27 protein-coding genes are annotated in these 26,314 nt (G+C 33.9%); 20 read left to right on the top strand and 7 right to left on the bottom strand.

Annotated features, from left to right (window positions below; all coding sequences use genetic code 11):
* Nucleotides 1-191 precede the first annotated feature (191 nt).
* The 3 genes from FLA105534_RS20465 to purU all read left to right on the top strand — a co-directional run bounded on the left by FLA105534_RS20465 (nt 192) and on the right by purU (nt 3,610).
* The gene (locus FLA105534_RS20465) at nt 192-1,451 is read left to right on the top strand and encodes a hypothetical protein (RefSeq protein ID WP_173967940.1); all 1,260 of its coding nucleotides are present in this window, start codon (nt 192-194) and stop codon (nt 1,449-1,451) included.
* Nucleotides 1,452-1,989: 538 nt separating this feature from the next.
* The gene (locus tag FLA105534_RS20460; protein ID WP_173967939.1) at nt 1,990-2,715 is read left to right on the top strand and encodes a DUF4197 domain-containing protein; all 726 of its coding nucleotides are present in this window, start codon (nt 1,990-1,992) and stop codon (nt 2,713-2,715) included.
* Nucleotides 2,716-2,755: 40 nt separating this feature from the next.
* Nucleotides 2,756-3,610 carry a formyltetrahydrofolate deformylase gene (purU, locus tag FLA105534_RS20455; RefSeq protein WP_173967938.1) on the top strand — a complete coding sequence of 285 codons (855 nt, stop codon included), beginning with the start codon at nt 2,756-2,758 and terminating at the stop codon, nt 3,608-3,610.
* Between the two features lie 157 nt (nt 3,611-3,767).
* On the opposite strand, the gene katG is transcribed toward purU, so the two are convergent.
* From katG to FLA105534_RS20435, 4 genes are all read right to left on the bottom strand, one after another.
* The gene (katG, locus tag FLA105534_RS20450) at nt 3,768-5,972 is read right to left on the bottom strand and encodes a catalase/peroxidase HPI (RefSeq protein WP_173967937.1); all 2,205 of its coding nucleotides are present in this window, start codon (nt 5,970-5,972) and stop codon (nt 3,768-3,770) included.
* Nucleotides 5,973-6,692: 720 nt separating this feature from the next.
* Nucleotides 6,693-7,493, bottom strand: coding sequence for an ABC transporter substrate-binding protein (locus FLA105534_RS20445; protein ID WP_173967936.1), 801 nt, complete (start codon nt 7,491-7,493; stop codon nt 6,693-6,695).
* 134 nt (nt 7,494-7,627) lie between these two features.
* Nucleotides 7,628-8,449 (bottom strand): orotidine-5'-phosphate decarboxylase, encoded by an 822-nt coding sequence (gene pyrF / locus FLA105534_RS20440; RefSeq protein ID WP_173967935.1) that lies wholly within the window; start codon nt 8,447-8,449, stop codon nt 7,628-7,630.
* 115 nt (nt 8,450-8,564) lie between these two features.
* Nucleotides 8,565-10,748 (bottom strand): DUF5723 family protein, encoded by a 2,184-nt coding sequence (locus FLA105534_RS20435; protein ID WP_173967934.1) that lies wholly within the window; start codon nt 10,746-10,748, stop codon nt 8,565-8,567.
* Between the two features lie 164 nt (nt 10,749-10,912).
* Between FLA105534_RS20435 and FLA105534_RS20430 the strand changes: the two genes are divergently transcribed.
* From FLA105534_RS20430 to FLA105534_RS20380, 11 genes are all read left to right on the top strand, one after another.
* The gene (locus FLA105534_RS20430) at nt 10,913-11,386 is read left to right on the top strand and encodes a Dps family protein (protein WP_173967933.1); all 474 of its coding nucleotides are present in this window, start codon (nt 10,913-10,915) and stop codon (nt 11,384-11,386) included.
* A gap of 106 nt (nt 11,387-11,492) precedes the next feature.
* Nucleotides 11,493-11,678, top strand: coding sequence for a CsbD family protein (locus FLA105534_RS20425; RefSeq protein ID WP_173967932.1), 186 nt, complete (start codon nt 11,493-11,495; stop codon nt 11,676-11,678).
* A gap of 156 nt (nt 11,679-11,834) precedes the next feature.
* Nucleotides 11,835-12,386 (top strand): helix-turn-helix domain-containing protein, encoded by a 552-nt coding sequence (locus tag FLA105534_RS20420; protein WP_173967931.1) that lies wholly within the window; start codon nt 11,835-11,837, stop codon nt 12,384-12,386.
* Nucleotides 12,387-12,406: 20 nt separating this feature from the next.
* Nucleotides 12,407-12,856 (top strand): response regulator, encoded by a 450-nt coding sequence (locus tag FLA105534_RS20415; RefSeq protein ID WP_173967930.1) that lies wholly within the window; start codon nt 12,407-12,409, stop codon nt 12,854-12,856.
* A 10-nt stretch (nt 12,857-12,866) separates the two neighbouring features.
* Nucleotides 12,867-14,651 (top strand): sensor histidine kinase, encoded by a 1,785-nt coding sequence (locus FLA105534_RS20410; protein WP_173967929.1) that lies wholly within the window; start codon nt 12,867-12,869, stop codon nt 14,649-14,651.
* A gap of 194 nt (nt 14,652-14,845) precedes the next feature.
* The gene (locus FLA105534_RS20405; protein WP_246253279.1) at nt 14,846-15,361 is read left to right on the top strand and encodes a DUF4142 domain-containing protein; all 516 of its coding nucleotides are present in this window, start codon (nt 14,846-14,848) and stop codon (nt 15,359-15,361) included.
* A gap of 38 nt (nt 15,362-15,399) precedes the next feature.
* Nucleotides 15,400-16,041 carry a porin family protein gene (locus FLA105534_RS20400; RefSeq protein ID WP_173967927.1) on the top strand — a complete coding sequence of 214 codons (642 nt, stop codon included), beginning with the start codon at nt 15,400-15,402 and terminating at the stop codon, nt 16,039-16,041.
* Nucleotides 16,042-16,074: 33 nt separating this feature from the next.
* Complete coding sequence (locus FLA105534_RS20395; protein WP_115098685.1) at nt 16,075-16,227, top strand: lmo0937 family membrane protein; 153 nt, start codon at nt 16,075-16,077, stop codon at nt 16,225-16,227.
* 48 nt (nt 16,228-16,275) lie between these two features.
* Entirely contained in the window at nt 16,276-16,560 is a 285-nt protein-coding gene (locus tag FLA105534_RS20390; protein ID WP_173967926.1) for a YtxH domain-containing protein, read from the top strand.
* 38 nt (nt 16,561-16,598) lie between these two features.
* Nucleotides 16,599-16,991 carry a hypothetical protein gene (locus tag FLA105534_RS20385; protein ID WP_173967925.1) on the top strand — a complete coding sequence of 131 codons (393 nt, stop codon included), beginning with the start codon at nt 16,599-16,601 and terminating at the stop codon, nt 16,989-16,991.
* Between the two features lie 11 nt (nt 16,992-17,002).
* Nucleotides 17,003-17,353, top strand: a complete 351-nt coding sequence (locus FLA105534_RS20380) for a hypothetical protein (RefSeq protein WP_173967924.1) — start codon at nt 17,003-17,005, stop codon at nt 17,351-17,353.
* Between the two features lie 316 nt (nt 17,354-17,669).
* Here the strand turns inward: FLA105534_RS20380 and FLA105534_RS20375 are convergent, their stop codons facing one another.
* Nucleotides 17,670-19,001: a DUF5723 family protein gene (locus FLA105534_RS20375; RefSeq protein ID WP_173967923.1), complete on the bottom strand. Its 1,332-nt coding sequence runs from the start codon at nt 18,999-19,001 to the stop codon at nt 17,670-17,672.
* 359 nt (nt 19,002-19,360) lie between these two features.
* Nucleotides 19,361-20,437: a peptide chain release factor 1 gene (gene prfA / locus FLA105534_RS20370; RefSeq protein ID WP_173967922.1), complete on the bottom strand. Its 1,077-nt coding sequence runs from the start codon at nt 20,435-20,437 to the stop codon at nt 19,361-19,363.
* Nucleotides 20,438-21,050: 613 nt separating this feature from the next.
* Here prfA and FLA105534_RS20365 point away from each other — a divergent pair.
* The 6 genes from FLA105534_RS20365 (at nt 21,051) to FLA105534_RS20340 (ending at nt 25,648) form a co-directional block, all read left to right on the top strand.
* A complete protein-coding gene (locus FLA105534_RS20365) occupies nt 21,051-21,485 on the top strand; it encodes a hypothetical protein (RefSeq protein WP_173967921.1) in 435 nt (144 codons plus the stop codon).
* 1 nt (nt 21,486) lies between these two features.
* Nucleotides 21,487-22,377, top strand: a complete 891-nt coding sequence (locus tag FLA105534_RS20360) for a M48 family metalloprotease (RefSeq protein WP_173967920.1) — start codon at nt 21,487-21,489, stop codon at nt 22,375-22,377.
* Nucleotides 22,378-22,854: 477 nt separating this feature from the next.
* Entirely contained in the window at nt 22,855-23,676 is an 822-nt protein-coding gene (locus FLA105534_RS20355; protein ID WP_173967919.1) for a putative phage abortive infection protein, read from the top strand.
* A gap of 270 nt (nt 23,677-23,946) precedes the next feature.
* Nucleotides 23,947-24,645, top strand: a complete 699-nt coding sequence (locus FLA105534_RS20350) for a hypothetical protein (RefSeq protein WP_173967918.1) — start codon at nt 23,947-23,949, stop codon at nt 24,643-24,645.
* Between the two features lie 106 nt (nt 24,646-24,751).
* The gene (locus FLA105534_RS20345) at nt 24,752-25,186 is read left to right on the top strand and encodes a RidA family protein (RefSeq protein ID WP_173967917.1); all 435 of its coding nucleotides are present in this window, start codon (nt 24,752-24,754) and stop codon (nt 25,184-25,186) included.
* A 99-nt stretch (nt 25,187-25,285) separates the two neighbouring features.
* Nucleotides 25,286-25,648 carry a hypothetical protein gene (locus tag FLA105534_RS20340; protein WP_070906933.1) on the top strand — a complete coding sequence of 121 codons (363 nt, stop codon included), beginning with the start codon at nt 25,286-25,288 and terminating at the stop codon, nt 25,646-25,648.
* Between the two features lie 170 nt (nt 25,649-25,818).
* Here FLA105534_RS20340 and FLA105534_RS20335 read toward each other — a convergent pair.
* The coding region (locus FLA105534_RS20335; RefSeq protein WP_246253278.1) for an REP-associated tyrosine transposase at nt 25,819-26,314 on the bottom strand (496 nt) is incomplete at its 5' end.

The following is a 26,314-nucleotide window of genomic DNA, read 5'->3' as shown; positions in this document are numbered from 1 at the left end:
TAATAAATCTATAATTCTTTTAAAATAAAATTACACTCCAAACCAACCAGATTCAACACTAATTCTAAGATCCATCTGTGTAAACAACTGATGGAATACCGTTTATTTCGCACGATTTTTTTCCTTTAAAAACATTCTTTTTAGTAGTTTGCTTCACGTCCATATTCCTATATTTGGGCAAAAATAAACCTATGAAAAAAATTACAATGTTCTTGCTGCTAGCCCTAATCAGCGGTACTTCTTATGCTCAAAAAGCAGACACTAACAAGAAAAAAGTTAAAATTACCATCCCAAAATCAGACTCTTTTAAAAACATTAAAACATATAACATTATCATTCAAGGAGATGACACTTGGAATGCAACATATGCCAAGAAGAATTCAAAAACTTATGAGCATAATGTTACTAAAAATACAATTGAAGATTACACTAAAAAAGATACAACCAATCCCGACGTTCGCGTTTTAATGGGGTACAAAGGAGCTACTTATAAAAGAGCCGATAATGGTACTTACCTTTTAGATGGAGATTTCAAATATTTAGTTTTAGGAAAAAACAATGAAATCTTATATGAAAAAGGTACAAATGCCAGAATGTATTCTGGTACTTATGTTAACGGAAAACCAAATCAAAGCTTAGCCAGCGATTTGAATAATATAGGATATAAATACCTTAGTGACAATAACATTCTTATTACTGAAAAAGAATTTACTTTAAACTACGGTTTATTTGAAAAAGCGGAGGAGTTTAGCGAACTTGTTGAGTTTAACACTAAAACAGATGAATTTTTAAACAAAATTGCTGCCAATTCTTTAGACCAATCCTACCTTTCAGAATTAGAAAAATTCTATTTGAGTTATGTTGGTAAAGAATACAAAAAATTAAAGCCGAAAGATTACAACAAAGTAATTTACCTGAACTTAGCCTTGACACAAATGTTTCTGTTAAACTTTGATAAATCTTTAGAATATCTTGAAACAGCTAAACAAGGTGCCGGTATGATTAGTTTATGGCCAGGCGAAGCTCAAGCAAATATTACAAGTTTAATGACGGTTAACCAAAAAAACTTAACTGCTAAAGTTGAAAACCCAACATTTGATTCGGCTTACTTTATCTATATCAACGGAAGCGTGTCTCAAAATGATAAAAAACTGACAGGAAAATTAAAAACCGATCGTTTTGCCAATCGTGCAGAGGGAAGTATTATGGATTCTAATGATCCAACTGCCGCAAAAGTTTGGGCTTACAAAGATAATGGAGAAGTTGATTTTGTAGTAGTTAATGATAAAACAACAATCACTACTGATAAAGGTCTTGAGTTAAAATTCATTTCGTATGATAACAGTTTTATTTTGGTCGAAAAAACTGGAGATTCATGCTTTAAAAAATACGAATCCAACTCAAATGATGTTTACTGTGAGAAAGACGGTAAATTTGTAATCCAAAAATAAAAATACATAGTACTACGAAGTACAAAAAATTAAAAGAGGTTCAATTTTAGCAATTGAGCCTCTTTTGCATTTATACCACCTACTCCTATTACTCAAAAAAGGTACTAAGGTCCTGAGTTACTAAGAGGAAGAGGCTTTAGTAAAATAGAATAATAATTCTGACTGATTTATTCATCAGAAACCGGTTGGGTGCAATTAACAAAAAGATGATTTAACACATAGAAACATAGAATTTAAGTGTAAAAAGAGACCCAAAAAGAAATATATTTCTTTCACATAAGAGGCTATGTCTATTTAAATGAAGTAAAACGTCTTTTTTATAGATACCGAATCTATGTTACTATGTGTTAAAAGCAATTACACCCAACGGGTTATCAGAAACAAAAAACAGTAAAAACTTAGTCCCTCAGAACCTCAGCACCTTAGAACCTCCCAAAGAACATTGTTAAGGATGCAACAAATTGTTTAACCTCCTGAAATAAAATTGTGGCTTTATTTTTGAATAAGTAGTATTTTTGAAACTTATAAAACTCATTTAATGAAAAAGATTTTAATTCTATCACTTGCCCTTACATTTTCTTTTAGTTCTTATGCTCAGGTACAAAAAACCTTAGATCAATTATCACAATTGTCGTCAAAAATTAAAGGCAACAGTGGTATCGACATCGCTTCGGGATTAAAAGAAGCCTTAAACAAAGGAATTACGCAGCAAGTAAGCAAATTAACCGCTGAGGATGGTTTTTATAAAAATGAGGCTGTAAAAATCTTAATGCCGGAAGAATTACAAAGGGTTGATGCTACCTTGCGAAGAATCGGATTATCATCTCTTGCAGATGAAGGTATCAAAGTACTCAATCGCGCTGCCGAAGATGCCGTTAAAGAAGCAACTCCAATATTTATTTCCGCAGTTAAAAACATGTCTTTTGCTGATGCCAAAAACATTTTACTGGGCAGCGAAAACGCCGCAACCAGCTATTTACAAAACAGTACTACAACTGCTTTATACGGAAAATTCAATCCGGTAATCAAAACTTCTTTTGAAAAAGTAGGTGCCGATGTAGTCTGGACAAACATAATCAAGAAATACAACACCATCCCTTTAGTGCGAAAAGTAAACCCTGATTTGACTGATTATACAACGAATCAGGCTTTGGCAGGTGTTTTTAAAATGATTGCTGTCGAAGAAAAAGACATCCGTACCAATATCAATGCGAGAACATCTCCTTTATTGAAAAAAGTATTCGCCATGCAGGACAAAAAATAATTTTTATTGTTAAACTGTTTATTTGTTAACCAATAACCAAATGCAAAAAATAACCATTCTAATTCACTGTAAAGACCAAAAAGGAATTATCGCCGCAGTGACGACTTTTATTGCTAAAGTAGAAGGAAATATTACTTATATCGATCAGCATGTTGATATAGAACAAAATGTGTTTTTTATGCGATTAGAATGTGAACTCACCAATCATTATGTGAGCCCTGAATCGATAAAAGAAGATTTTGCAAAAACTATAGCAGCTGATTTTGATATGTCCTGGGATTTGTACAATCAGGAACAGAAACCCAAAATGGCATTGTTTGTTTCAAAATACGATCACTGTTTGTTTGACATCCTTGGCCGTTACAGTGCAGGCGAATTAAATATAGAAATACCTCTCATCATTAGCAATCATAATGATTTGCGATCGATTGCAGAACGATTTGATATTCCGTTTCACTGCGTGCCTTTTACAAAAGACAATAAAGAAGAAGGGGAAGCCAAACAAATTGAACTTTTAAAAAAGTATCAGATTAATTTTATTGTATTGGCGCGTTACATGCAAATCATTACTCCAAAACTGATTTCACTTTACGAGAATAAAATCATTAACATTCATCATTCGTTTTTGCCGGCCTTTCCCGGGGCAAAACCATATCATTCGGCTTTTAAACGAGGTGTCAAAATTATTGGGGCAACTAGCCATTACGTAACAGAACAACTGGATGAAGGACCAATTATCGAACAGGATATCTCCAGAGTTTCACACATTCACTCCGTTGAAGATTTTATCATGAAAGGACGCGATTTAGAACGCATCGTTTTAGCCCGAGCAATAAAACTTCATGCCGAACGTAAAACAATGGTTTACAGCAACAAAACGATTGTTTTTTCTTAGATACAGAGGGGTAAAGGTTCAAAGGAACAAAATTTTTCCCTCACTAAAATAAACAAACCCTACAGATTTTAAAAAACTGTAGGGTTTACTTTTCTAAATATACGTTCAATACTCAGAACCTTTGTTCCTTTGAACCTCTGAGCCTATGAACCTTCTGTTAACGTACATCAAATCGGTCAAGATTCATTACTTTAGTCCATGCGGAGACAAAATCTTTTACAAATTTTTCTTTGACATTACTACTGGCGTAAACCTCAGCGATCGCACGAAGTTCAGAATTCGAACCAAATATAAGATCTGCACGGGTTGCCGTCCATTTTACTTCTCCGGTAGTGCGATTGCGCCCTTCAAAATTTTCACCTGTCTCATTGATCGCTTTCCACGTAGTTCCCAAATCCAATAAATTAACGAAGAAATCATTACTCAATGTTTCTGCATTTGTAGTAAGCACACCATGTTTAGAACCATCGTAATTGGCATTCAAGACTCTCAAACCTCCTACCAACACTGTCATTTCTGGTACTGACAACGTTAACAATTGTGCTCTGTCTACTAAAAGCTCTTCTGTAATGGCATTTGTTTTGGCACTTTTATAGTTTCTGAATCCATCTGCTTTTGGCTCTAACACTTCAAACGAATGCACATCCGTTTGTTCTAAAGTAGAATCACCTCTTCCCTGTGTAAATGGAACATCTATCGATAAGCCAGCATTTGATGCTGCTTTTTCAATTGCAGCAGATCCTCCTAAAACAATTAAATCCGCAATAGACACTGATTTTCCTGAATTAGCAAAATCATTTTGTATGGTTTCTAAAACTGCCAATACCTTTTTCACCTGCCCCCCTGCATTAACTTCCCAGCTAATTTGTGGTTCAAAACGAATACGGGCACCATTAGCTCCCCCACGCTTGTCAGAACCACGGAATGTAGAAGCCGATGCCCAAGCAGTATTTACTAATTGTGAAACCGACAAACCACTTGAAAGGATTTTATCTTTTAAAACGGCAATATCATTATAACTCAACTCCCCTTTAGCCGCAGGAATCGGGTCCTGCCAAATCAATATTTCACTCGGAACTTCAGGACCTAAATAACGTGAAATTGGCCCCATATCTCTGTGAGTTAATTTGTACCATGCTCTGGCAAAAGCATCAGCAAATTTGTCAAAATTTTGCATATAATCTCTTGAAATTGCCTCATAGACTGGGTCCATTTTCATTGCCATATCCGCCGTTGTCATCATCGGAGCATGTCGCTTGGCCGGATTATGAGCGTCTTCTACCGTTGTTGCAGCACTTTCATCCGTCGGAGTCCATTGATGAGCTCCTGCAGGACTTTTGGTCAATTTCCAGTCGTATTTAAATAAAGTTTCGAAGTAACCATTGTCCCAAGTAGTTGGGTTTGGTTTCCATGCTCCTTCAATTCCACTTGTGATAGCATCTTCACCTACTCCGCTACCAAAACTACTTTTCCAGCCCAGTCCCATTTGTTCTATGCTTGCCCCTTCCGGCTCTGCGCCTACTAAGGCTGCATCTCCGGCTCCATGCGCTTTACCAAAAGTATGCCCACCTGCCGTTAAAGCCACGGTTTCTTCATCATTCATAGCCATACGGGCAAAGGTCTCTCTAATATCTCTACCGGAACCTAGCGGATCAGGATTTCCATCCGGACCTTCAGGGTTTACGTAGATTAACCCCATTTGTACAGCCGCGAGTGGATTCTCTAAATTTCTATCACCAGTATACCTACTATATGGTTTATCGCTGGTAGCTAACCATTCTTTTTCTGAACCCCAGTTTACATCTTGTTCCGGTTCCCAAACATCTTCTCTTCCGCCTGCAAAACCAAAAGTTTTAAATCCCATAGATTCCAAGGCACAGTTACCGGTTAAAATCATTAAATCGGCCCAAGAGATTTTATTACCATATTTCTGTTTAATTGGCCAAAGTAAAAAACGTGCTTTATCCAGATTACCATTATCCGGCCAACTGTTTAAAGGAGCAAAACGCTGGTTTCCTGAACTCGCGCCTCCACGACCATCAGATATACGGTAAGTTCCCGCACTGTGCCAGGCCATACGAATAAATAAAGGTCCGTAATGACCATAATCTGCCGGCCACCAATCCTGCGAATCTTTCATCAAATCAAAAAGATCCTTTTTGACAGCATTCAAATCTAAGGTTTTAAATGCTTCAGCATAGTTAAAACCTTCTTCCATCGGATCTGACAAATTAGAATGCTGACGTAGTATGTTTAAATTTAACCGATTTGGCCACCAATCTTTATTAGAAGTTCCTGTACCAGCAGTTTCTTTCACTTGCCCATTATGAAAAGGACATTTACTTTCGTTTGAATCACTCATTTTTTTCTGTTTTTTTTGATTAAAATTAACTGCCTCCTATCAAATGCTAATTTTTTTAAGAAATCACACATCACTGATATTTAACACTTTATCAAATATACAAACTTATCCTTGCGATATTAATAAACAAAATTGATTGTTTTTATATTTTAATAGTCAAAAATTATTTAACGCTACAGAAAGCTCAAAACAGGGAATCAAAAAATCTTAACTTATGTCCAACAAAGTAATAACAAAACCTTAACAGCAAAACATTCATATAAGTTGGATCTTTGTAGTGTAATAAACTGGTTATTTATTATTTTGGTTTTGGTTAGTTAAATGATGCCGGCGTCTTCGAGATGCCGGCATTTTTTTTTGCTAATTTTTTATCTTTTTTTGTTTCAGGTTTCAGGTTTCAAGTTGCTACACTTTGAACATAGTTTAACCGCAAATTTGCTAAAGTTTTTGCGCCAAAATATACGCTCCAACAACTTGAAACAAAGAAAACCTGAAACTTGAAACAAAGAAAACCTAAAACTAATATGCGGTTTAAGGTTATTGGATTGTGTATTTAACCGCTAAGTCCGCAAAGTTTTTTTGTCCATGATTTTGTATAAAACAGAAAGTTCGCAAAGCTTTATACATGTTAAGCTTTGCGAACTTTGCGAAAAATCGTAGCGGACTTAGCGGTTAAATTATGTTCAAAGTAAAGCAACCTGAAACAAAGAAAACCTGGAACTAATTTCTAAGTCTTTCGTGTAGTAATTTGAAGTATGGAAAAGCCTTTAACAATCGGCTTCCGTGCCAGGAGAACATTTCGCCATCAACGAAAATAGTTTTGGCATGATGCGTAAAGCGACCTATCTCAAAGGCATCTTCTTCTTTAAAGGGATAAGGCTCAGACGAAAGGAAAACCAAATCAGGATCGCCTTCCAGACGCATTTTTTTGAGTTCAATTTCAGGATAGCGGCCTTTATCACTATAAATATTCTGAAAGTGATTCAGTTTTAATAACTCATTAATATAGGTATCATTTCCAGCTACCATATAAGGATTTTTCCAAATAAAGTAAGCTGCTTTTTTCTCGGGAATATCCTGAACGTATTTTTTGAAATCGTCTAAAGCGAAAGTTAGCTTATTATTCCATTTTTGAGCTTCGGTTCTGCAGTTGAAGAGCTGTCCAAAATCCGAAATCATTTGAAAATTATCTTCGATAGAAACAATATTGGTTACCCAAACCGGGCAAATTGTACTTAACTGCGCTACAATCTCAGGAGTATTTTCTTCTTTGTTACAAATGATAACATCAGGCTCTAGTAGTTTTATCTTTTCAAAATGAATCTTCTTGGTCCCTCCTACCATTTTTTTAGTCGATTTAAAATGATACGGGTGCACGCAGAACTTTGTTATCCCTACTATTTTTTCTTCTAAACCTAAATCGTAAAGCAATTCGGTCTGAGAAGGAACTAATGAAATAATTCGTTTTGGAGCTGTTTCGAAAGTATGTGAGGTACCAAGCTGATCTTGTAACTGTTTCATGTTTATTTTGTTTCAGATTTCAAGTTCTTTAACCGCAAAGTTCGCAAAGGTTTTTCGCAAGGTTCGCAAAAAAAGCTTTGCGTTCGTAGCGTAATCCTTTGCGAACTTTGCGGTTAATCTATTTATAAAGTTATTTAAACCTTAGAGTTAATAATCTCTTCCATTTCTTTTTGAACCTTCAAAGCTTCTTCTCTTGCTTTTTCAGCAAAGTCTGTTCCTTTTGAAGCGTAGATAATCGCTCTGGCTGAATTGACCAATAAACCAACCTGATCGTTCATTCCGTATTTGCAAACTTCGGACAAGCTTCCGCCCTGAGCACCAATTCCAGGAACTAACAAAAAGTTGTCCGGAACAATTTTTCTGATTTCAGTAAAATATTCCGCTTTTGTAGCGCCTACTACGTACATCAGATTGTGGCTGTTTTTCCAGGTTTTAGAGGTTTCTAAAACTTGTTTGTATAATTCCTTTCCGTTTACGTTTAGCGTCTGAAAATCAAAAGCTCCTTCGTTTGAAGTCAAAGCCAACATTATGGTATGTTTATTTTCAAAAGCCAAAAACGGTTCCACCGAATCTTTCCCCATATAAGGAGCAACGGTTACACTATCAAAATTCAAATCTTCAAAAAAAGCTTTAGCATACATGCTTGATGTATTTCCTATGTCACCACGTTTTGCATCGGCAATCGTAAACATTTCAGGAAAATTCTCGTTGATATATTCAATGGTTTTCTGAAGCGAAAGCCACCCTTTTAATCCATAAGCCTCAAAAAAAGCAGTGTTGGGTTTGTATCCCACAGCCAAATCATGAGTGGCATCGATTATTGCTTTGTTGAATTCAAAAATAGGATCTTCAGTTTCTAATAAATGAGGTGGAATTTTGGTTAGATCGGGATCCAATCCAACGCATAAAAATGATTTTTTTAATAGAATTTGTTCGTGTAGTTGTTGTGTCGTCATTCTTGATTTTTTAGTTCTTCTAATGCAGTAGAAATACTTCCATTTTAGAAGTATGCAAAAATAAAAAAAGCCATTCAATTACGAATGGCTTTTTGGTTTTATATTCAATTTAAGCTTACAAATTGCCTAAATAAACAATTTCTGTTCTTCTGTTCTCTGCTCTTCCTTTTGCTGTTTTGTTCGATTGAACCGGTTTTGCAGATCCAAATCCCTGTGAACTTAAGTTCGCCGGATTTACTCCTTTTGCAATCAGAGCATCCATTACTACTTTTGCTCTTGCTTCAGATAATTTCTTATTTGTTTTAGGATTCCCTACATTATCGGTATGTCCATTGATTGCAAACTTAGCATTTGGATAATTTTTCAGGATTTCTTTGATCGCATCTAATCTGCCTGAAGTTTCTCCTTTTCTGGCATCACTTAAAGTTGCTTTTCCAGTTGTAAAGAAAATAGATTTTGCTTCCACTTTCAGCTGTGCCAATGTTTCTTTGGTAACTTTAGGACAACCGTTATTTTCTGCAGGACCGTATACTAATGGGCAAGCATCATCCTTATCTAAAACACCATCTTTGTCTGCATCTAAAACAGGACATCCTTTATTTTCTACAGGACCCGCAACATCCGGACAAGCGTCGTCTTTGTCTAAAACGCCATCTTTGTCAGTATCCGGCCATGGACAACCTTTGTTTTCTACCGGACCGGCAATGGCAGGACAGGCATCTACATTGTCTAATAAAGTATCTCCATCGCTATCTTTCCAAGGGCAGCCCTTGTTTTCAACAGGACCCGGAACGCTCGGACAAGCATCATCTTTATCAAAAACTTTGTCTCCATCTGTATCTGGCCATGGACAACCATTATTTTCTTCCGGACCTGCTACTTTTCTACAAGCATCTTCTTTATCGATTACTCCGTCTTCATCCGTGTCTTTGAATTTCTTCTGATAAACCGGAATTTTTACCCCAAGATGAAAATCAACCGCTTTGGATTCTTTCGAAACCAGATTCGTCAAAACAGAACCCGAACCAATAAAGAAAGCACCTAAGCGAATCCCTGATCCTACCTGCATTCCACTATACTCCATCCAGGTCATTGGTACATAAAAACTAAACCACCTGCTTTCATAACGAGGCGTTAGACTTACACGATTGGCAATACTGCTTCCGTTTAATTTCGAATCGCTCACCATGCTGATGTCCCCATTTAAATTCAAGTAGAATTTTCTGTACATGTTCCAATCTACATCACCGTGAATTGCTGTTGGTAAATTTGTTTTAACTCCTTTAGAAGTCGAAACTTTCGTATAATGCTCATTTAAGAAATCATACAGATTATCAGCATCATTAATCATTTTCTCCGTTACGATTCCTGTAACATTATAGGTATCTAACTTTGAATTTCTGTAGTTAATAGAACCAATATCAGTAACCGACAGACCAAAACGCACCTTGTATTTATTTAAATCACGAAAGTTATTGTCTGCTCTCTTTGCCTTGTTTAAATCGTATTTCTCGTATTCCGGTCTCCATTCGTAAACAAGTCCAAAATCAAATCCAAAACCATTCGAATTAGCATCGAATTTATAATCTTCATTAGCTTCAAAATCCTGGCTCGCTCCTATAGTTACTTCTCCTTCAGAAAAAAGAGTACTGGCTCTCGGATTTGCTTTGTTTTCTACAAACGCCACTTTCACTCCTCTGCCCTGAGTATAACCATTTACACCTCCCTGAAGGTACTTTGCAGTTAAACCTCCTTTTAAGAAATGCTGATTATTCTGCCATAAAACTGCTGCATAAGAAAGACCAACTTCTCCCCATGAATGAGAGACTCCGTTTGGATTGCCTAAATTAAAGTTGAAATTGCTTGCATGGTCTAAACCATCTTTTACTTCATTTACAAGATTACCATTAACATTGTAGACATTACTAATAGATCTGGCTCTTGTAAAAACTGCAATAGTATGTTTAGGGGCGATATTAAACATAAAAGACGGCCCCATAATATCAAAATTAACCAAAGCATTGTTTGCTTTAGCGGGCGTCATTATAGACTGACTATCAAAATCATATCCTTTTTTGTACACATCAAAAAGACGAACACCATAAAGATCATTCGATACCGATCCACTGATCGAAAACAGGTTAATATCGGTTTTAAAACGGGAATCAGCGATAGAAGCCGGGTTAAAAAGAACACTTTGAACACCTGCATAATTATCATGCGTGTATCCCAGATAAGACTGAGATTTGGCCGAAAAAGTAATGGCAATTAGTAATAAACTGAGTAAAGTTTTTTTCATTAAAATTTGTTTTGTTTTAGGTAAATTCGGCGGCAAAACTACACTATTTGAACTACAAACAGGTTACGTAAACATTGAATTCCTGTAACTTCTTTAACAAATTATGTAAGAAGATCAGAAGACTCATTTTCTATTTTTGGTAACAAACCTTTAATCAGACAATTATGACCCCACATATTGGAATAACACCAAAACAATTAAAAAAGAGTACGGTACTATTAGCCACAATTTTATCTAACGAAATGACTCTTTATGTAAAAACCAGAAAATTTCACTGGAATATTTCGGGAAACAGCTTTATGGAATTACACCAATTATTTGAAGAGCAGTATCGAATTCTGGAGGCCCATATCGACGAAGTTGCAGAACGCATCAGTCAGCTTGGAGACAAAACTATTGGAACAATGAAAGAGTTTATCGAGAATTCAACGCTTAAAGAGTCTCCAAAAGAATACCCTTCACAGAAACAAATGTTAAAAGAACTTTTAGAAAATCATGAACAGCTAGTGACGGAGTTTCGGGATTATATTCCTGTTTTTGAAGAGGAAAACAACGATGCAGGCTCGGCCGATTTTGTGACCGGATTACTTCAGGAACACGAAAAAATGGCTTGGGTTTTACGCCGATATCAGATTTAAAAAGCTCAAAATGTGAATTATACAAATCTTCCTGAAATGAATGTAACAGAAAAGCAACAACTAATCGACAACTTTACAATACTATTAATATTTAAAAGTTAAGATCATGAATACTACAGAAATAAAAGGAAATTGGAATGAGTTAAAGGGAAAACTGAAGCAAAAATTTGCAACTCTGACGGATGATGATTTGATGTTTGCTGAAGGTAAAGAAGACGAAATGTATGGTAGACTTCAGCAAAAACTGGGAAAAACAAAAGAAGAATTTCATCAAATCCTCTCAGATTTGTAACCCTTTCTGACTCAATCGGGATACCGTCTAGTATAAATATTAGACGGTATTTTTTTGAGAATTTTCTTTATTATTTCAAATATTAGTAAATTTCTAACAACTGTTAAACGATAGAACCAAAATTAAATTAAGTATCTTTAACCAAATTTTTATAGAATGAAACTATTTATAAAGTTTGACATCAACACCATTTGTTCGCTTTTTTTAAAGCACAATCTGGATCAGCACAATATAAATTTTACAAGCCTTGGTTTTGGTGAAATTGAGATCAATGATAATCTTGATGCTGATGCACTTGAAGCTTTAAAAGAAAAACTAAATCCGTGTGGATTTGAAATTGTTGAAAACCAAAAAAGTGTTCTGGTTCAAAAAATAAAAGATGCTATAATCGAACTTGTTTTCATGGAAGACAATAACAATTACAAAAGTTCAGTGTTTTTGGCCGAAAAGCTCAACCATAGTTATGGCTACCTGTCGAATGTATTTTCGGAAGTAACCTATTCTTCTATCGAAAATTTTATTATTTTACAGAAAATTGAAAGAGCAAAACAATTAATTATTATCAACGAAATGAGTCTGACCGAAATTGCTTTTTTACTCAACTATTCAAGTGTAGCTCATTTGAGTACACAGTTTAAAAACACTACCGGAATTACACCGTCGGCTTTTCAGAGAATAATTAAGAAACGAAGAGAAAATTTAAAATAAAATCCAAATACCACATTAAAATGCAAAAAAACGCATTACACATTTTATTAGCTGATGATGATGAAGACGATCGCCTTTTTTTTAAAGATGCCTTTGAAGAAATAAAGATCCAGACCAAAGTAGAATTTGCTCATGACGGAATGCAATTAATGGATCATTTGATGAATCCTGACAATATGTTACCTGATATTTTATTTCTGGATTTAAATATGCCTAAAAAAACCGGAAAAGAATGCTTGATCGAGATTAAAAAAACCGAGCATTTAAAAAACATTATTATTGCCATCTACTCTACTTCCTCATCTGAAGAAGACATTGAAGATACCTTTATTCAGGGAGCGAATATTTACATTAAAAAACCAAGTGATTTTAACAATCTGAAAAAAATAATTAATGAAGTTGTTACCGTAAACTGGCACTATCATACCTCAGGGTTAAACCGTGATAATTTTCTGTTGCGACTAAAATAGTAGAACACCGATGAAGTGGATCCCAAATTTTAATTCTTCAAACTCTTTGAGAGTTATTTTTGTAATCGCAGTTTTCATTCTGTTATTTCTTTCTTCTATTGCTTACAAGCACAACCAGGATCTCAATGAGTCCAGCAAGTTGGTAATGCATACGTATGAAATTAACATTCAGCTAGAACGGTTAATGTCAGCTATAAAGGATGCCGAAACGGGACAGCGCGGTTATATCATAACCCGCAATTCCCGTTTTTTAACCCCTTACCTTTATTCGCGTGACAAGGTAAACACTTCGTTTATCACTTTAAAAAAGTTAACGGCAGACAACCCAAAACAGCAGGAAAACCTTCAAAGGTTATTCAAGCTCATCATTCAGCGTTTTGTTTCTTTTGAAAATTGCCTCAAATACAGCGATCCCAAAACCTACGACAAACGAAAACTCGACAATTATATGTTTGGGGGACGAATTTTGATGGAGAACATTCGTTTTAAAGTAGACGAAATGAAAGACAGCGAAAAAAGCTATCTGGCCAAAAGGCTAAAAATTTACGACGCCGAAATTTCTCTCAGCCCGCTTTTTTCAATTTCACTATTTCTGGTTGCTTTAACTTTTATTTTACTGGCTTATCGACAAATCAGTCGTGATTTTGAGCGCCTTAAAGTCATTAACAAGCAGCTTTTAATTTCCAGCGGACTTATGGCCGAATCGGAAGTTATTGGTAAATTCAGTACCTGGCAATGGGATTTAGACACTAACAAGATTGACTATTCCGACAATCAATACCGTTTGTTGGGCTATGAACCCAATGCTTTTGTTCCCGAAAAAGGTACTTTTTTAAATTTTGTGCATCCTGATGATAAAGTAGCCGTTGCAAAAGCAATGGAAGGAATTCTGAATTACGAAGAATTACCTTTTGTTTATTATAAAATTATGCTCCCAAATCAAGAAGTCAGATACTTTAAAACGACCGGAAAATTATTAACGGACCAACAGGGAAGCAAAATTTTACTAGGTATTAACTTTGATATTACCGACGAGCATTTACTAAATATAGAACTTCAGGAACGTAACCTCGAACTGGAGAAAAGCAATAAAGAATTGGCTTCTTTCAACCATGTTGCGAGTCACGATTTACAGGAACCTCTTAGAAAAATCCAGACTTTTATTTCCAGAGTCTCCGATGCCGACAAAGAAGCTATGTCGCAGAATGGTCGGGATTATATTGAAAAAATTCAGGTTTCGGCCAAAAGAATGCGTGTTTTAATTGATGATTTACTTTTATTCTCCAGAACCAATACGACCAAAAAAGAGTTCATTAAATCAAATTTAAATGAACTACTCCAAAATGCCGAGGCGGAACTAACCGAAATGATCGACGAAAAGAAAGCCGTTATTACCGCTACAAAATTGCCCAAACTGTCCGTTATTCCGTATCAGATCGAGCAGCTTTTTATCAATCTAATTGGAAACTCTTTAAAATACAGCCGTCCGGATATTGTTCCCGAAATTACAATTGAAAGTCAAAAAGTACTTTCTGCCAATTATCCCGAACTCTTGGATCAAAATGTAAAAAAATTTCACAAAATAACTTTTACAGACAACGGAATGGGATTTGACCCTCAGTTTAAGGAAACCATTTTTGTATTGTTTCAGCGACTGCACTCCAAAACCGAATATCCGGGAACAGGAATTGGTCTGGCAATCTGCAAAAAAATTGTCGACAATCATAAGGGTCATATCATGGCCGACAGCCAAACTGATCAAGGTTCTGTATTCACTATTTTTCTTCCGGATTAGCGCTTCAAAAAAGCCTTTAAAAATCACATAACAAACGTTATATAAATCTTTTATGGGAATTATATAACGTTTCTTTTTTATGCTGTAAAGCAAAATCTTTTATTCGTCGCCATCTTTGTAATGTAATACTTTATGAAGTAATAATGAAAGCAATGCCCAGAGTAAAATCAATATTTTTTAAAACAATATTTTTATTGTTGATCCTAGTTTTTGTTTCATCATGCAAAAAAAACTATTCAATAGAAACCTCTTTAAAAAATGAAACTTTTACCAAGAATCACAAGGAAGAAATTGAAGCCTTTTTTTTTATTGCAGCGGCAAATGTAAGTCAATCCATTATTTCTAAAAGTCAAATTGCACAACAAAAAAGTTCTGACAGTACCATTCTTGAAATAAGCAAAAAAATCGAAATCAATCAAAACCTGTTGTTACAGGAAATAACTAATCTGGCCAATAAAAAGCTCATTATTATCACCGAAATCAACGCAACCCGTAAACGAGACTTGTACGATTTGATTGATGCCAATGAATACAATTTCAACCACGCTTACTTAGATTCGATGAATGATTCATTAGAAGAGCAGATTCGGTTACTGGAATCAATTTCAAAGGAAACAAATGATCAAACGATTTTGAAAATGGTTTTACAGTATCTGCCACAACAATATGAGTTTTCAAGAGAAATTCAAAAATCAAAAATAGTAATCTAAACGCCTCTACAATCTATTATTAACTAAACTATTGAACTATGAAAATGTACACCAATTTTTTATGCGCCTTCACCTTTTTTTTAACAGCTTCATTTGGAATGCTGTACGCTCAAAACAATAATGTAAATACCGAGTACGGGATCAAAGGAGGATTCAACATGTCGAATTTGTATTCTAATGATGCCAACGACGACAATGTTTTATACGGTTTCAATGCCGGACTCTACGCGACTTTGCCTATCTCTGATTTTATTGCTATTCAGCCGGAAATCCTATTTACCACAAAAGGAGCCAAACTAGAATACAATAACGTTTTTGCCAGTGGAGACTCAAAATTCAAACTAAACTATATCGAAGTTCCACTATTGGTAAGAGTTAATATCACCAAAAATTTCAATGTTCATGCCGGTGGTTACGCTTCTTATCTCGTAAGCTCAAAAGTTACGGGTAGCGGAGATATCAACTTTGAACAAGAAATCGATACTAATGATCTGAACAAGTTTGATGCCGGTCTTGCAGCGGGTGTTGGAGTCGATTTTGATCCAATAAGTATTGGTTTACGTTACAATTACGGACTAACAACCGTTGGAAAAGAAAGAACCGTTGCCGGAACAACCTACACTTTTCCTGATGCAAAAAACAGCAACCTTAGCTTGTACCTCTCGTATAAGCTAAATTAGAAAAGGAATTTATTAACCCTAAACACACAAATCATGTCAAATTTATTATATACCATCGCAGTAATTCTGGTCATACTTTGGGCTTTAGGCTTTTTTGTTTACAGCCTGGGAAGTATCATTCATATTTTATTAGTCATTGCCGTTATTGCTATACTATTCAGACTTATTAAAGGTCGTGAAATTTAAAAAACAAGTACTATTAACCACTTTATATTAATTACTAAATCAGATATTATGAAAACGAGTAACACAATTTTAGGAATTTTAGGAGCTGCAGCGGCAGGAGCATTTTTGGGCGTTTTATTTGCACCGGACAAAGGATCAAATACCAGAAAGAAAATATCAGACAAGTCTAAAGATTACGGAGACAATCTGAAAAACAAGTTCGACGGAATTGTAAGCACAATTTCTTCAAACGGTAAAGAAATTATCGAAGAAGGAAAAGCAAAATTCAGTCAGGCAAAAGAAGACTTCAACACGCTTAAAGACGAAGCAAAAGCCGTAAAATCGAACTATTAAGAAGTGAAATTTGTAAATCCTAAACATACCCCTCTATCATGGAATCAAATGCAACAACAAACGAGAACTTAAATCTTTACGAGAAAGCTGAGAATTATACCAAAACGAGTTTAGAGTTAATCAAACTCAAAACGGTATCAGCATCAGCAGATGTTTTATCGACATTAACCTCCAGGATCGCAGTTGGAGCTGTTGTTGCATTTTTTACCCTATTCCTCAATATTGGGATCAGTTTATGGATTGGAAAAAAATTAGGCGAATACTATTACGGTTTTTTTATACTGGCAGTCTTTTATTTAATTGTTGCCATAGTGCTGCACAAATTGCACCACAGACTTATTAAAACCCCTATTGGAAACATGATTGTTTCCAGTATTTTAAAAGAAACTAAAACAGAGAGCGATTCTGATCTAAGTCAATCAAAAAACTAAAAAAGACTGTTATGGAAACTATTTACACCCTTGATTCACTAGACCGGAAGATTCGGCTCTTAGAAAATCGGCAAGACGCCGAATGGTGTGCGATTAAAGACGAAATCGATGAAATTAAAGAGCATTTAAAACCTCTTAACCTCATTCGAAACACAGTCGAAGAAATCAACGAAACAGTTGGTTTTAAAAGCCATCTGGCACAGTCAGCGATCAGTATCGGAATTGGTTATCTGGCCAAAAGATTTGTGGTAGGAAAAAGTAAATCAACTTTCAAAAATATCTTCGGATCCTTACTACAACTTGTTGTTACCAACATCGTTTCGAAACCGCACGAACCTTCACACGAAGATTCGGCACCATAAAAATCGTCAGAAGAGTAATGGTCTAACTAAAATTTAATTATTATGGAAAAGTTAAGCGAAATAATAGTCAAAAATGGTGTGTACATGTATTCTAATCTCTATAAATGTTTTGAATTCACAAGAGTATTTCTAGGTATCTAACTTGCTTTATACGTTTTGTAAACAAACGGTTAATGAGTTAATATCCTTCACTATATATATTTTAGGTACTGAGGTGCTAAGGTTCTGAGGTTTTTGTTTAAAATCTCATCTAAACCAAAAAGAGCCAGTTTCACAAAAATGAAACTGGCTCTTTTATATAAGGCACTAAGGTCCTTTAATCATAACTCTGATAGATAGGAAATTTCAAACCTACATAAAGATTACTGCCTTTGGAATTGTTTGAAAATAAGTTGCTAATTAAAGATCCTGAACCAATAAATAAAGGCCCGGCTCTAAAACCAGTTCCAACTTGAGTTCCGCCATATTCCATCCAGGTCACTGGGAGATAAAAACTAAATTTTCCATCTTCAAATCTAGGCGTAAACGTAACCGAATTGGCAATTGCAGTACCGTTTATTCTTTTAGCATCAACTAATCCAAAATCGCCGCTTAAATTCAAATAAAACTTATTATTAATGTTCCAGTCAAAATTCGTATGCAAAGCAGTTGGCAAATTGGCTTGCATACCTTTTCTTGTTGCCGTTTTTACATAATTGGCATCAAAAAACTCAAAAATATTATCGGCATTATCAATATCATCCTGCGTAACTCTTCCGGACAGATCATAAGTGTTTTCAATCATATTTTTATAATTAAGCTTTCCAATATCGGTTATAGAAACTGCGGTTTTAAACTTATATCGATTTCCTCTGCAAGTATGACAATTGGTACGATACTCATAAGTAAACCCTAAATCAACGCCCACACCAGCCGAAGTCCCATCAAACTTAGGATCATCACCCTTTTGATAATCATAGCTTGCAGCAGTCTTTAAGATTCCCGTAGAGTAATATTCGCTCAAAGCCGGATTAACATCATTTTTATTAAAAGCAACACTCAAATTATTTCCGTTAATATAGCCATTTACTCCTGCCATCAAATATTTTAAGGTGATACCGCCTTTTATAAAATGTTCTTCATCATCAAGTAAAACGGTACCATAACTGGCTCCAATCTCTGCCCATGAATTGGTAACGGCATTTGGGTTTCCTCCCGATATTAAAAAACTATTTGAAACATCTATATTCTTATTTACTTCGTCAACAAGCGCACCATTTACATCAACAACATTGGTTACGCTTCGAACACGTGTAAAAAGTGCAACGCTGTGTGCCGGCGTAATATTGAACATAATCGACGGACCTAAAATATCTACATTAAAGTTCCCCCTGTTATTGGCTTTAATATTCTTCTTTCCGTCTCTTTGTAAATCAAAACTGCCATCTAAAATCCCGGCCAAATTTACCCCGTACAAATCATTTTGTCCCGTTGCACTAACCGAAAATATATTAATATCAACTTTGTGTTTTGAATCAACAACAGTTGATGGATTAAATAACACGGCTTGAATTCCTGCATAATTATCATCCCTAAATCCAAAATACGATTGCCCTTGGGCATAAAAAAAGCTTCCAAAGAAGCAAAATAATAGTAAAGTTCTCTTCATAAATTAGTTTTAAGCAATTGGTTAGTAATCCTTTTATGGTTTAAAAGGCACGCAAATATTAAAAGAAAAATATTGAAAAAAAAGTTTTTTTTTGAGAAACAGAGAAGCAAAGATGCAGAGAATCAACGGTTTTAAGATTTTTCTTAGAATTGATAAAAACAAAATATCGCCTATGGTTGCTTTTGCCAGATGTATTTCGAGAAATGGATTCTGAAAAATGAATGATAAATATTTCATCCCAATAGTTGAAACCACTGGGAACGTACAAATCGGGATTAATCTATTTTTCATAAAAAAAGCCGAACATAAGTTCGGCTTAAATATTTATAGAATCTGGAGAGATTCCTTTGTACCTCAAATTAAAAAACCTCTGAAGCTTCTTTCAATTTCTCCATGTTGTTCACCAACTGAAGCTCGGCTACAATTTTCTGAATGTCACCATTCATGATGTTTCCTAAATCGTATAAAGTTAAACCAACACGGTGATCGGTTACACGACCTTGTGCGTAGTTGTAGGTACGAATCTTAGCCGAACGGTCACCAGAACTTACCTGAGACGTACGTTTGGTAGCATCTTCAGCTTCTTTCTTAGCCAATTCCTGTTCGTACAAACGAGAACGTAAAACCGTTAACGCTTTATCTTTATTTTTATGTTGTGATTTCTGATCCTGACATTGCGCCACTAATCCCGTAGGAATGTGCGTTAAACGTACTGCCGATTTCGTTGTATTTACCGACTGTCCTCCAGGTCCTGACGAACAGAAGAAATCTACACGAACATCGTTCATATCGATTTGTACATCAAACTCTTCTGCTTCCGGCAAAACCATTACCGTTGCTGCCGATGTATGTACACGACCTTGTGTTTCGGTCTGAGGAACACGTTGTACACGGTGCACACCAGCTTCAAATTTCAGGGTTCCGTAAACATCTTCTCCGGTAACTTCAAAAATAACCTCTTTGAAACCACCTGAAGTACCTTCGTTCATATCTACCACAGAAGTTCTCCAACCCTGGTTTTCACAGTACTTAGTATACATTCTGAATAAATCCCCTGCAAAAATACTAGCTTCGTCCCCACCCGTTCCGGCACGAATCTCCACCATTACATTTTTAGCATCTTCAGGATCTTTAGGAATCAACATAAATTTGATTTCCTCCTCCAGTTGCGGCAAGCGTTCTTTTGCTTCGTCAAGTTGCATTTTGGCCATTTCAACCATATCTGCATCGCTTCCGTCAGCAATAATTTCGTTTGCTTCGTCAATATTTGCTAAAACAAGAATGTATTCTTCTCTTTTTTCAACCAAAGCTTTGATGCTTTTATATTCCTGGTTGAGTTGCACATAACGTTTTTGATCAGCAATAACATCCGGCTGAATAATCAAATCCGAAATCTCATCAAAACGCTGCTTTACATATTGAAGTCTATCTAACATTTTCTAATTCCTTTTATTGGACTGCAAAATTACAAAATTTTTACGGAAAATTCTAGTATTGATTTTTTGTGTTTTTTGAGAGGAAATTTTAATGGAATTAAGATAGTTTTTAGGAGCTTGTTCCTGCTATCCGCTATATCTTTTTAGGCAGAATGTTTATGGTTTAATTTTAGAAATTTTCGTTTGCCTAAAAAGGATGCCGCTGCTATCAGCGCTAAGACGGGGCAGTATTTAATTTGCATTTTATAGATTTATGTAAAAACATTCAATTCACTAAGGATTTTTACCTTTAACAAAAACGAAGTAAACAACTATAAAACAATATTTTAACAAAAGAAAAAAAACAGGTATTTTCACTTGGTAATTAATTCAAAATAAAGCAGATATTTGTTCTCTAAATTAAATTTTATATAAAATCAATTATAATAAATCATTGATTTTACGAATAATTTAAAAATTAAAACTTAATTTTTTTATAGATAATCCCCAATTTATAACCCATTAAGTCCGACCTTCACTCAGGTGGCCTTCAGCTAAAAACAATACATAACAGGTCAATTAAAAATAAAAAAACATCCAAAAGACGGGTAAAATAATTAAATCAAATATGATTATGACAAGTAATAAATTGGAACTAATGAATTTGGTTGAAAATATAATTAACCAAGAATTGAATGAAACGGAACAACAAAACTACAAACTTGAAGGGGAAGAATTTATTGATAAAATATTAAAAACAGAAAGAACAAGTGTAGTTAATTATAATGAAAATGGCACAACAGGTTTTGACTTTGGTCTTTCTCCAGATACTTTAGAATTAATAAAACAAGGCGCGACTTTTAGCAGTATTATTATATCCATTTTTAATATTTATTTAGAATTCAAAAAAGTCAAAAAGTCAAAAGATGAATCACAACTTACATCATTTGAATTAAAAGACAAAGTGTACAAAACTTTAATGGAACAAAATTTACCAGACGATTTAAAAGTAGCAATTAAAGAAAAATACGCCACTCAGCTCTTGACTATATTAGATAAACTGGATTAAAATGGAAATAGCATCAAATGAAAATCTGTTAAAAAATTTTTACTTTAGAAAAGCGAGAAAACATAAGTTAAGAGTAAAGTTCAGAATCATGTTAGTGCTTTTTATTTTACCTGCATCTAGTATTATTTTCCTTCTTTTTTTTAATTCTTCAGAATATGATGTCGCAGCTAATCAAAGATCATTATTAGGTATTCTTTTCGATTTAGTAATTTTAGTCTATGTCCTTTTCATTTACCTTACTAGGGTAAAGCAGCTTTTACCAAAATCGTCTTACATTGAACTTAATCAGGAAAATCATAAAGAAATATGGAATATATGCAACGAAATTATTGAAAAATTAGATTTAAGCAAATTAAAATTAAAAATATACTACATAAAGACAAATGATATTGAAGCTCATATTACTTTAGAAAAAGGAGTTGTTCATTTGTTTCTGAGTCGCGCATTAATATCACATTCACACCATTATCCTAAAGAACTTGAATCAATTTTGGGTCATGAATTTGGCCATATTGTTCAAGGAGATTCTAAATTATTTTTAATTACTAAAAAAGCATTTAGACTTCCTATTTTCTTAAATAATATGAGGTTGTGTTTTGGTATATTCCTAGCTTTACTTTTATTTTTATTTTCCCCGAGACAGATGGAACCTGCTCTTTCTATCATAGTAATTTCACTAATCTATAGAAGAATTTATACCGGATTTAACAGGCTTAGAAAAGAATCAGAATTTCTTGCCGACTTATGTTCCTTAATCATCATCGAAAAATCAGAAATAATCAAAATTGTAAATGACTATATACCTGAAAGTAATTCACCTAACTATCCTTCCAAAAAAGAAAGATTAAAATCAATTGAATTATTTAAAAGAGTATTACTTAAAGATAAATAGCCGCCATCCCTCAAATATCACGAGTATAACACTCACAAATGTAAGTATCTCGTCTTAAAGAAGTTTACATATTAAAAATTTACTCTTAAAATTGATTTACACTCCCCTACTACTGATGTTATATTGTTCATTAAAGTAAAAAGCCTGTACGAGTAAGAAATCCTAATTATCCGCTATATCTTTTTAGGCCGAAGTTTTTTATTCTAATTTAGAACTTTTTCGGTTACCTAAAAAGGATGCCGCTGCTATCAGGGCTAGGGGTCTTGGATTATTTTAGATGTTTACGGTTTTTCGCAACGTAATTGACTTTTCAAAGAGTTATTTTTAGCAAAAATTAATTTGCGTTTTTTCAAAAATCAGGTGTTTTTACTCGGTATTTTAATTGAATTAAATAAGATGTTTGTTTTAATTTCATTTCATCTAATAATTTAAATTCAAAAAAACAAATATCATTCACTAACCAATAAATAAAATGCTATGAACAACGAAAAAAATGAAGATGAAAAAAATACGCCCTTTATATTAACTTCAATAATCGTCAGTTTACTAATTATCGGTTTATGGACACTTTCTTATTATACTTTAAAAGATTTGTCAGACGTTAAAAGAGGAACTTTTGGAGATATGTTTGGAGGCGTAAATGCTCTTTTTTCTGGACTGGCCCTCGCAGGAATTATTCTAACTATACTACTACAAAGAAAAGAATTGAGATTTCAAAGAGAAGAGCTTAGAGAAACAAGGAAAGAATTCGAAATTCAAAATGAAACATTGAGATTACAAAGATTTGAAAATACTTTTTTTCAATTACTAAATACGCATTCCAGTATAGTCAATTCAATGGATTTACGAAAATATAATGAAAAAACCTCAGTAATTTCTGAAGGAAGAGATTGTTTTCAAATCTTCTATACTAGACTTGAACATTATATTAAGACAAAAGATAAAGATCTATACATAAATCCAGTTACAACAAATTTAAAAGGTACTTTAGAAAGTTATGATATATTTTTTGAAAAAAATCAAAACAACTTAGGACATTACTTCAGAAACTTATATCACATTATAAAATTTGTTGACAATTCAGAAATTCATGACAAGCAAGTATACATAAATTTTGTACGTGCACAGCTTTCAAGTCATGAATTGTCATTAATATTTTTTAATTGCTTAGCTCCTTATGGTGTACAGAAATTTAAACCATTGATTGAAAAGTATTCACTTTTAAAAAACATGAATAAAGGATTAATATTTAATCAAGAGCATTTAAAGGAATACAATGATAGTGCTTATGGTAAGTAAAAAAATTAACAATCAAATAAATAAAAATGTCTTTTAAAAATAAATTAAACTAAATGTTAATGAATAATAATCAAAAAACTAATTATTTCAAAAGATGTGATTATGAAACAAATCCCCAGCTGGCAAGAACGTCCCGCTAGTGAACACAAACAAAATAACTTAAAGAAGTCACGAACAATGATAATGATAAAACTATTATAAGTAATTAATCTTAATTAATCCAGAATATGCGCGAGCGTCCAGATTACGCCAGCAAGAGTCTAAATAAACATGAAAAAAAAAACAGTAGAAAAAATAAATATTTTTGCTTCACTATCAGCGATCATTATTTCGGTCTTATCTTTTTATTTTTCGTATTACACTTATCATGAAGCAAATATCGAAAAAGTTACAATGAGTTCTATCTATGTACATGAAGACTACTTAACAAAACCAATATTTTATAATGACAGTATAGTTATTATTCCAACTTATTGGCAAATTATTTTAAGTAATAATGGAGACAAGACACTATCCATTACAAAATCAAGTATTGAAACAGCAAATGATAAAAGTGTTGATGCGATCATAAGCCATGTTTTTGATGGAATTTATGAAAATATAGATCAATATGATAAAAACAAACTAGAATTTCCGGTTATTATCAATAGTGGAGAAAGTAAAAAGTTTTATTTGCGTGTTGGGGTAATGTGTGATTTGAAAGTTAGTAAATTACTAATTGATGCGTATGAATTAAAATCAGAATTGTTTAAGAAAGGGAGATGGATGCAAACAAAAGTATTAAATAACTTTTTAGCTAAAAACAATCTAGACATTTATGGAAACAAAACTAAACCTACAATTGAAAATGGTAAAATTATAGGCTGGCAAAGTGATATACAGAAGCAGAAAGAATATATATTTACGGTGAAGTCAGCAAAAGGAAACAGCTTCAATAAATCTATATATTCTATAATTGGAGAATATTGACAAGTATCCCTTCATTAGCGAGCATCACGCTCGTAAACCTAAAGAATTAGACACTAACGCTAGCGAAAAAAACTTAAAACAAACCATAATTAAAACACAAACCATTATGAAACATTTTCTTTTACTTTCTTTTTTATTCATTTTCAATATCAATTTTGCACAAGAAGCTAAAATAAAAAAAGAAAAATGGCATTGGAACAATGGACCCAAACAAGATACAGTTATTGGTTATGCTCAGGTTTTAAAGGTGGACAATGTGCTTTACATTTCAGGTGCTGTAACGACGGAATTAACTCCGGCAGGAATCACAGCTGTCTATAACGATTTAAAAGCTTCACTAGCGAGTTATGGTGCCACGTTTGCAAATGTTGTAAAAGAAAATTTATACACAACAGATATTGAGACCATGAAAAAGTACAACAACGTTAGAAAAAAATTCTACAATGGTGACTTTCCTGCGGCTACATGGGTACAAGTCGTACAATTATACATGCCAACAGCAAAATTAGAAGTTGAATTGGTTGCACATCTGCCTAAATAATTGGATTAGATTAGAGGTTTAGCGTCCCGCTCTTGAACACAAATAAAATTACCTAAAAAAGTCACGAGCATTCTATTATAAAATCTAATTGTAGAAAACATGAATAACGAGAATAACAAAAATGACCAAACCAAAACAAAAATTTTAAATGCCTTAGCCTGGGTAGCTGCGGCCTTAATTGCCTTGTTTTCTGCTTACATTTTCTATATAATGGCTCAAAGAGGTTACGAATCTAAAGTCTGGTTACCTATCGCGCAAAAACATTTCCCAGTTGTTGTTGGATTACCTATGGCAGCGATTACTTCCCTTTTCATCGTTTTAGTTCTAGAGTATGTTTCCGGAAAAATAGAATTTGAGATACCGGGAGTAAAATTTAAAGGCGCAGCCGGGCAAATTATATTTTGGATCATTTGCTTTCTAACAATAGTCTCGTCAATAAAATTGTTATGGGATTTAGAATAAAAACCCCGATAGCGCGGATTTGCAATCCGTGCCCGCAACAGTAAAACAAAATACTAATTATAAAAAACAAAAGCTACAAAATCATGTAGCTTTTGTTTTTATTGCGTCATGTTAGCGCAGATTTGCAATCTGTGCCCGCAAAGATGAGTAAAAAGTAACAGTTAAGCATTTTAAAACAAGTACAGCAAAACAACATCTAAATCATTTTCCAATCCTGAATAATTCCTTGCCGAACTAAAATAATAATCTTCAGCCGAACTAACAGTTTTATCTTTTACGGGATTATTATGAATGTAATCTATTTTTTGCTTAATAAATTTATTACTGTAAATATGTTCCGCATGATAACCATTTTGCCAGACTTTATAAGTCTGATCCTTTTTTAAATGCTCACATGCCTTTTTAAAATATTCTAACATCCATTCTCTTCTGCTTTCGGGTTCATTTGTTAAAGTCTGAATTATTTTTTTTGATGTAAACTTTTTAAAATCTCTAATAATATCAGATAAAACAAAACCATTCGTTCCTTTACAAAGCAAATGTATATGACTGCTCATAATACAATAGGCATAGATTTCTAAACCTTTATTTTCCTGACAATATTTTAGAGCATTTATCAAAATATTTTTTTGATTTAGTCTTGTAAATATATCTATCCATCCTACA

It is taken from the genome of Flavobacterium collinsii (assembly GCF_902804485.1).
GTDB classification, from domain to species: Bacteria; Bacteroidota; Bacteroidia; order Flavobacteriales; family Flavobacteriaceae; genus Flavobacterium; species Flavobacterium collinsii.
Note: the sequence above shows the minus strand (reverse complement) of the source record. Positions and strands in the feature narration are given on the sequence as shown.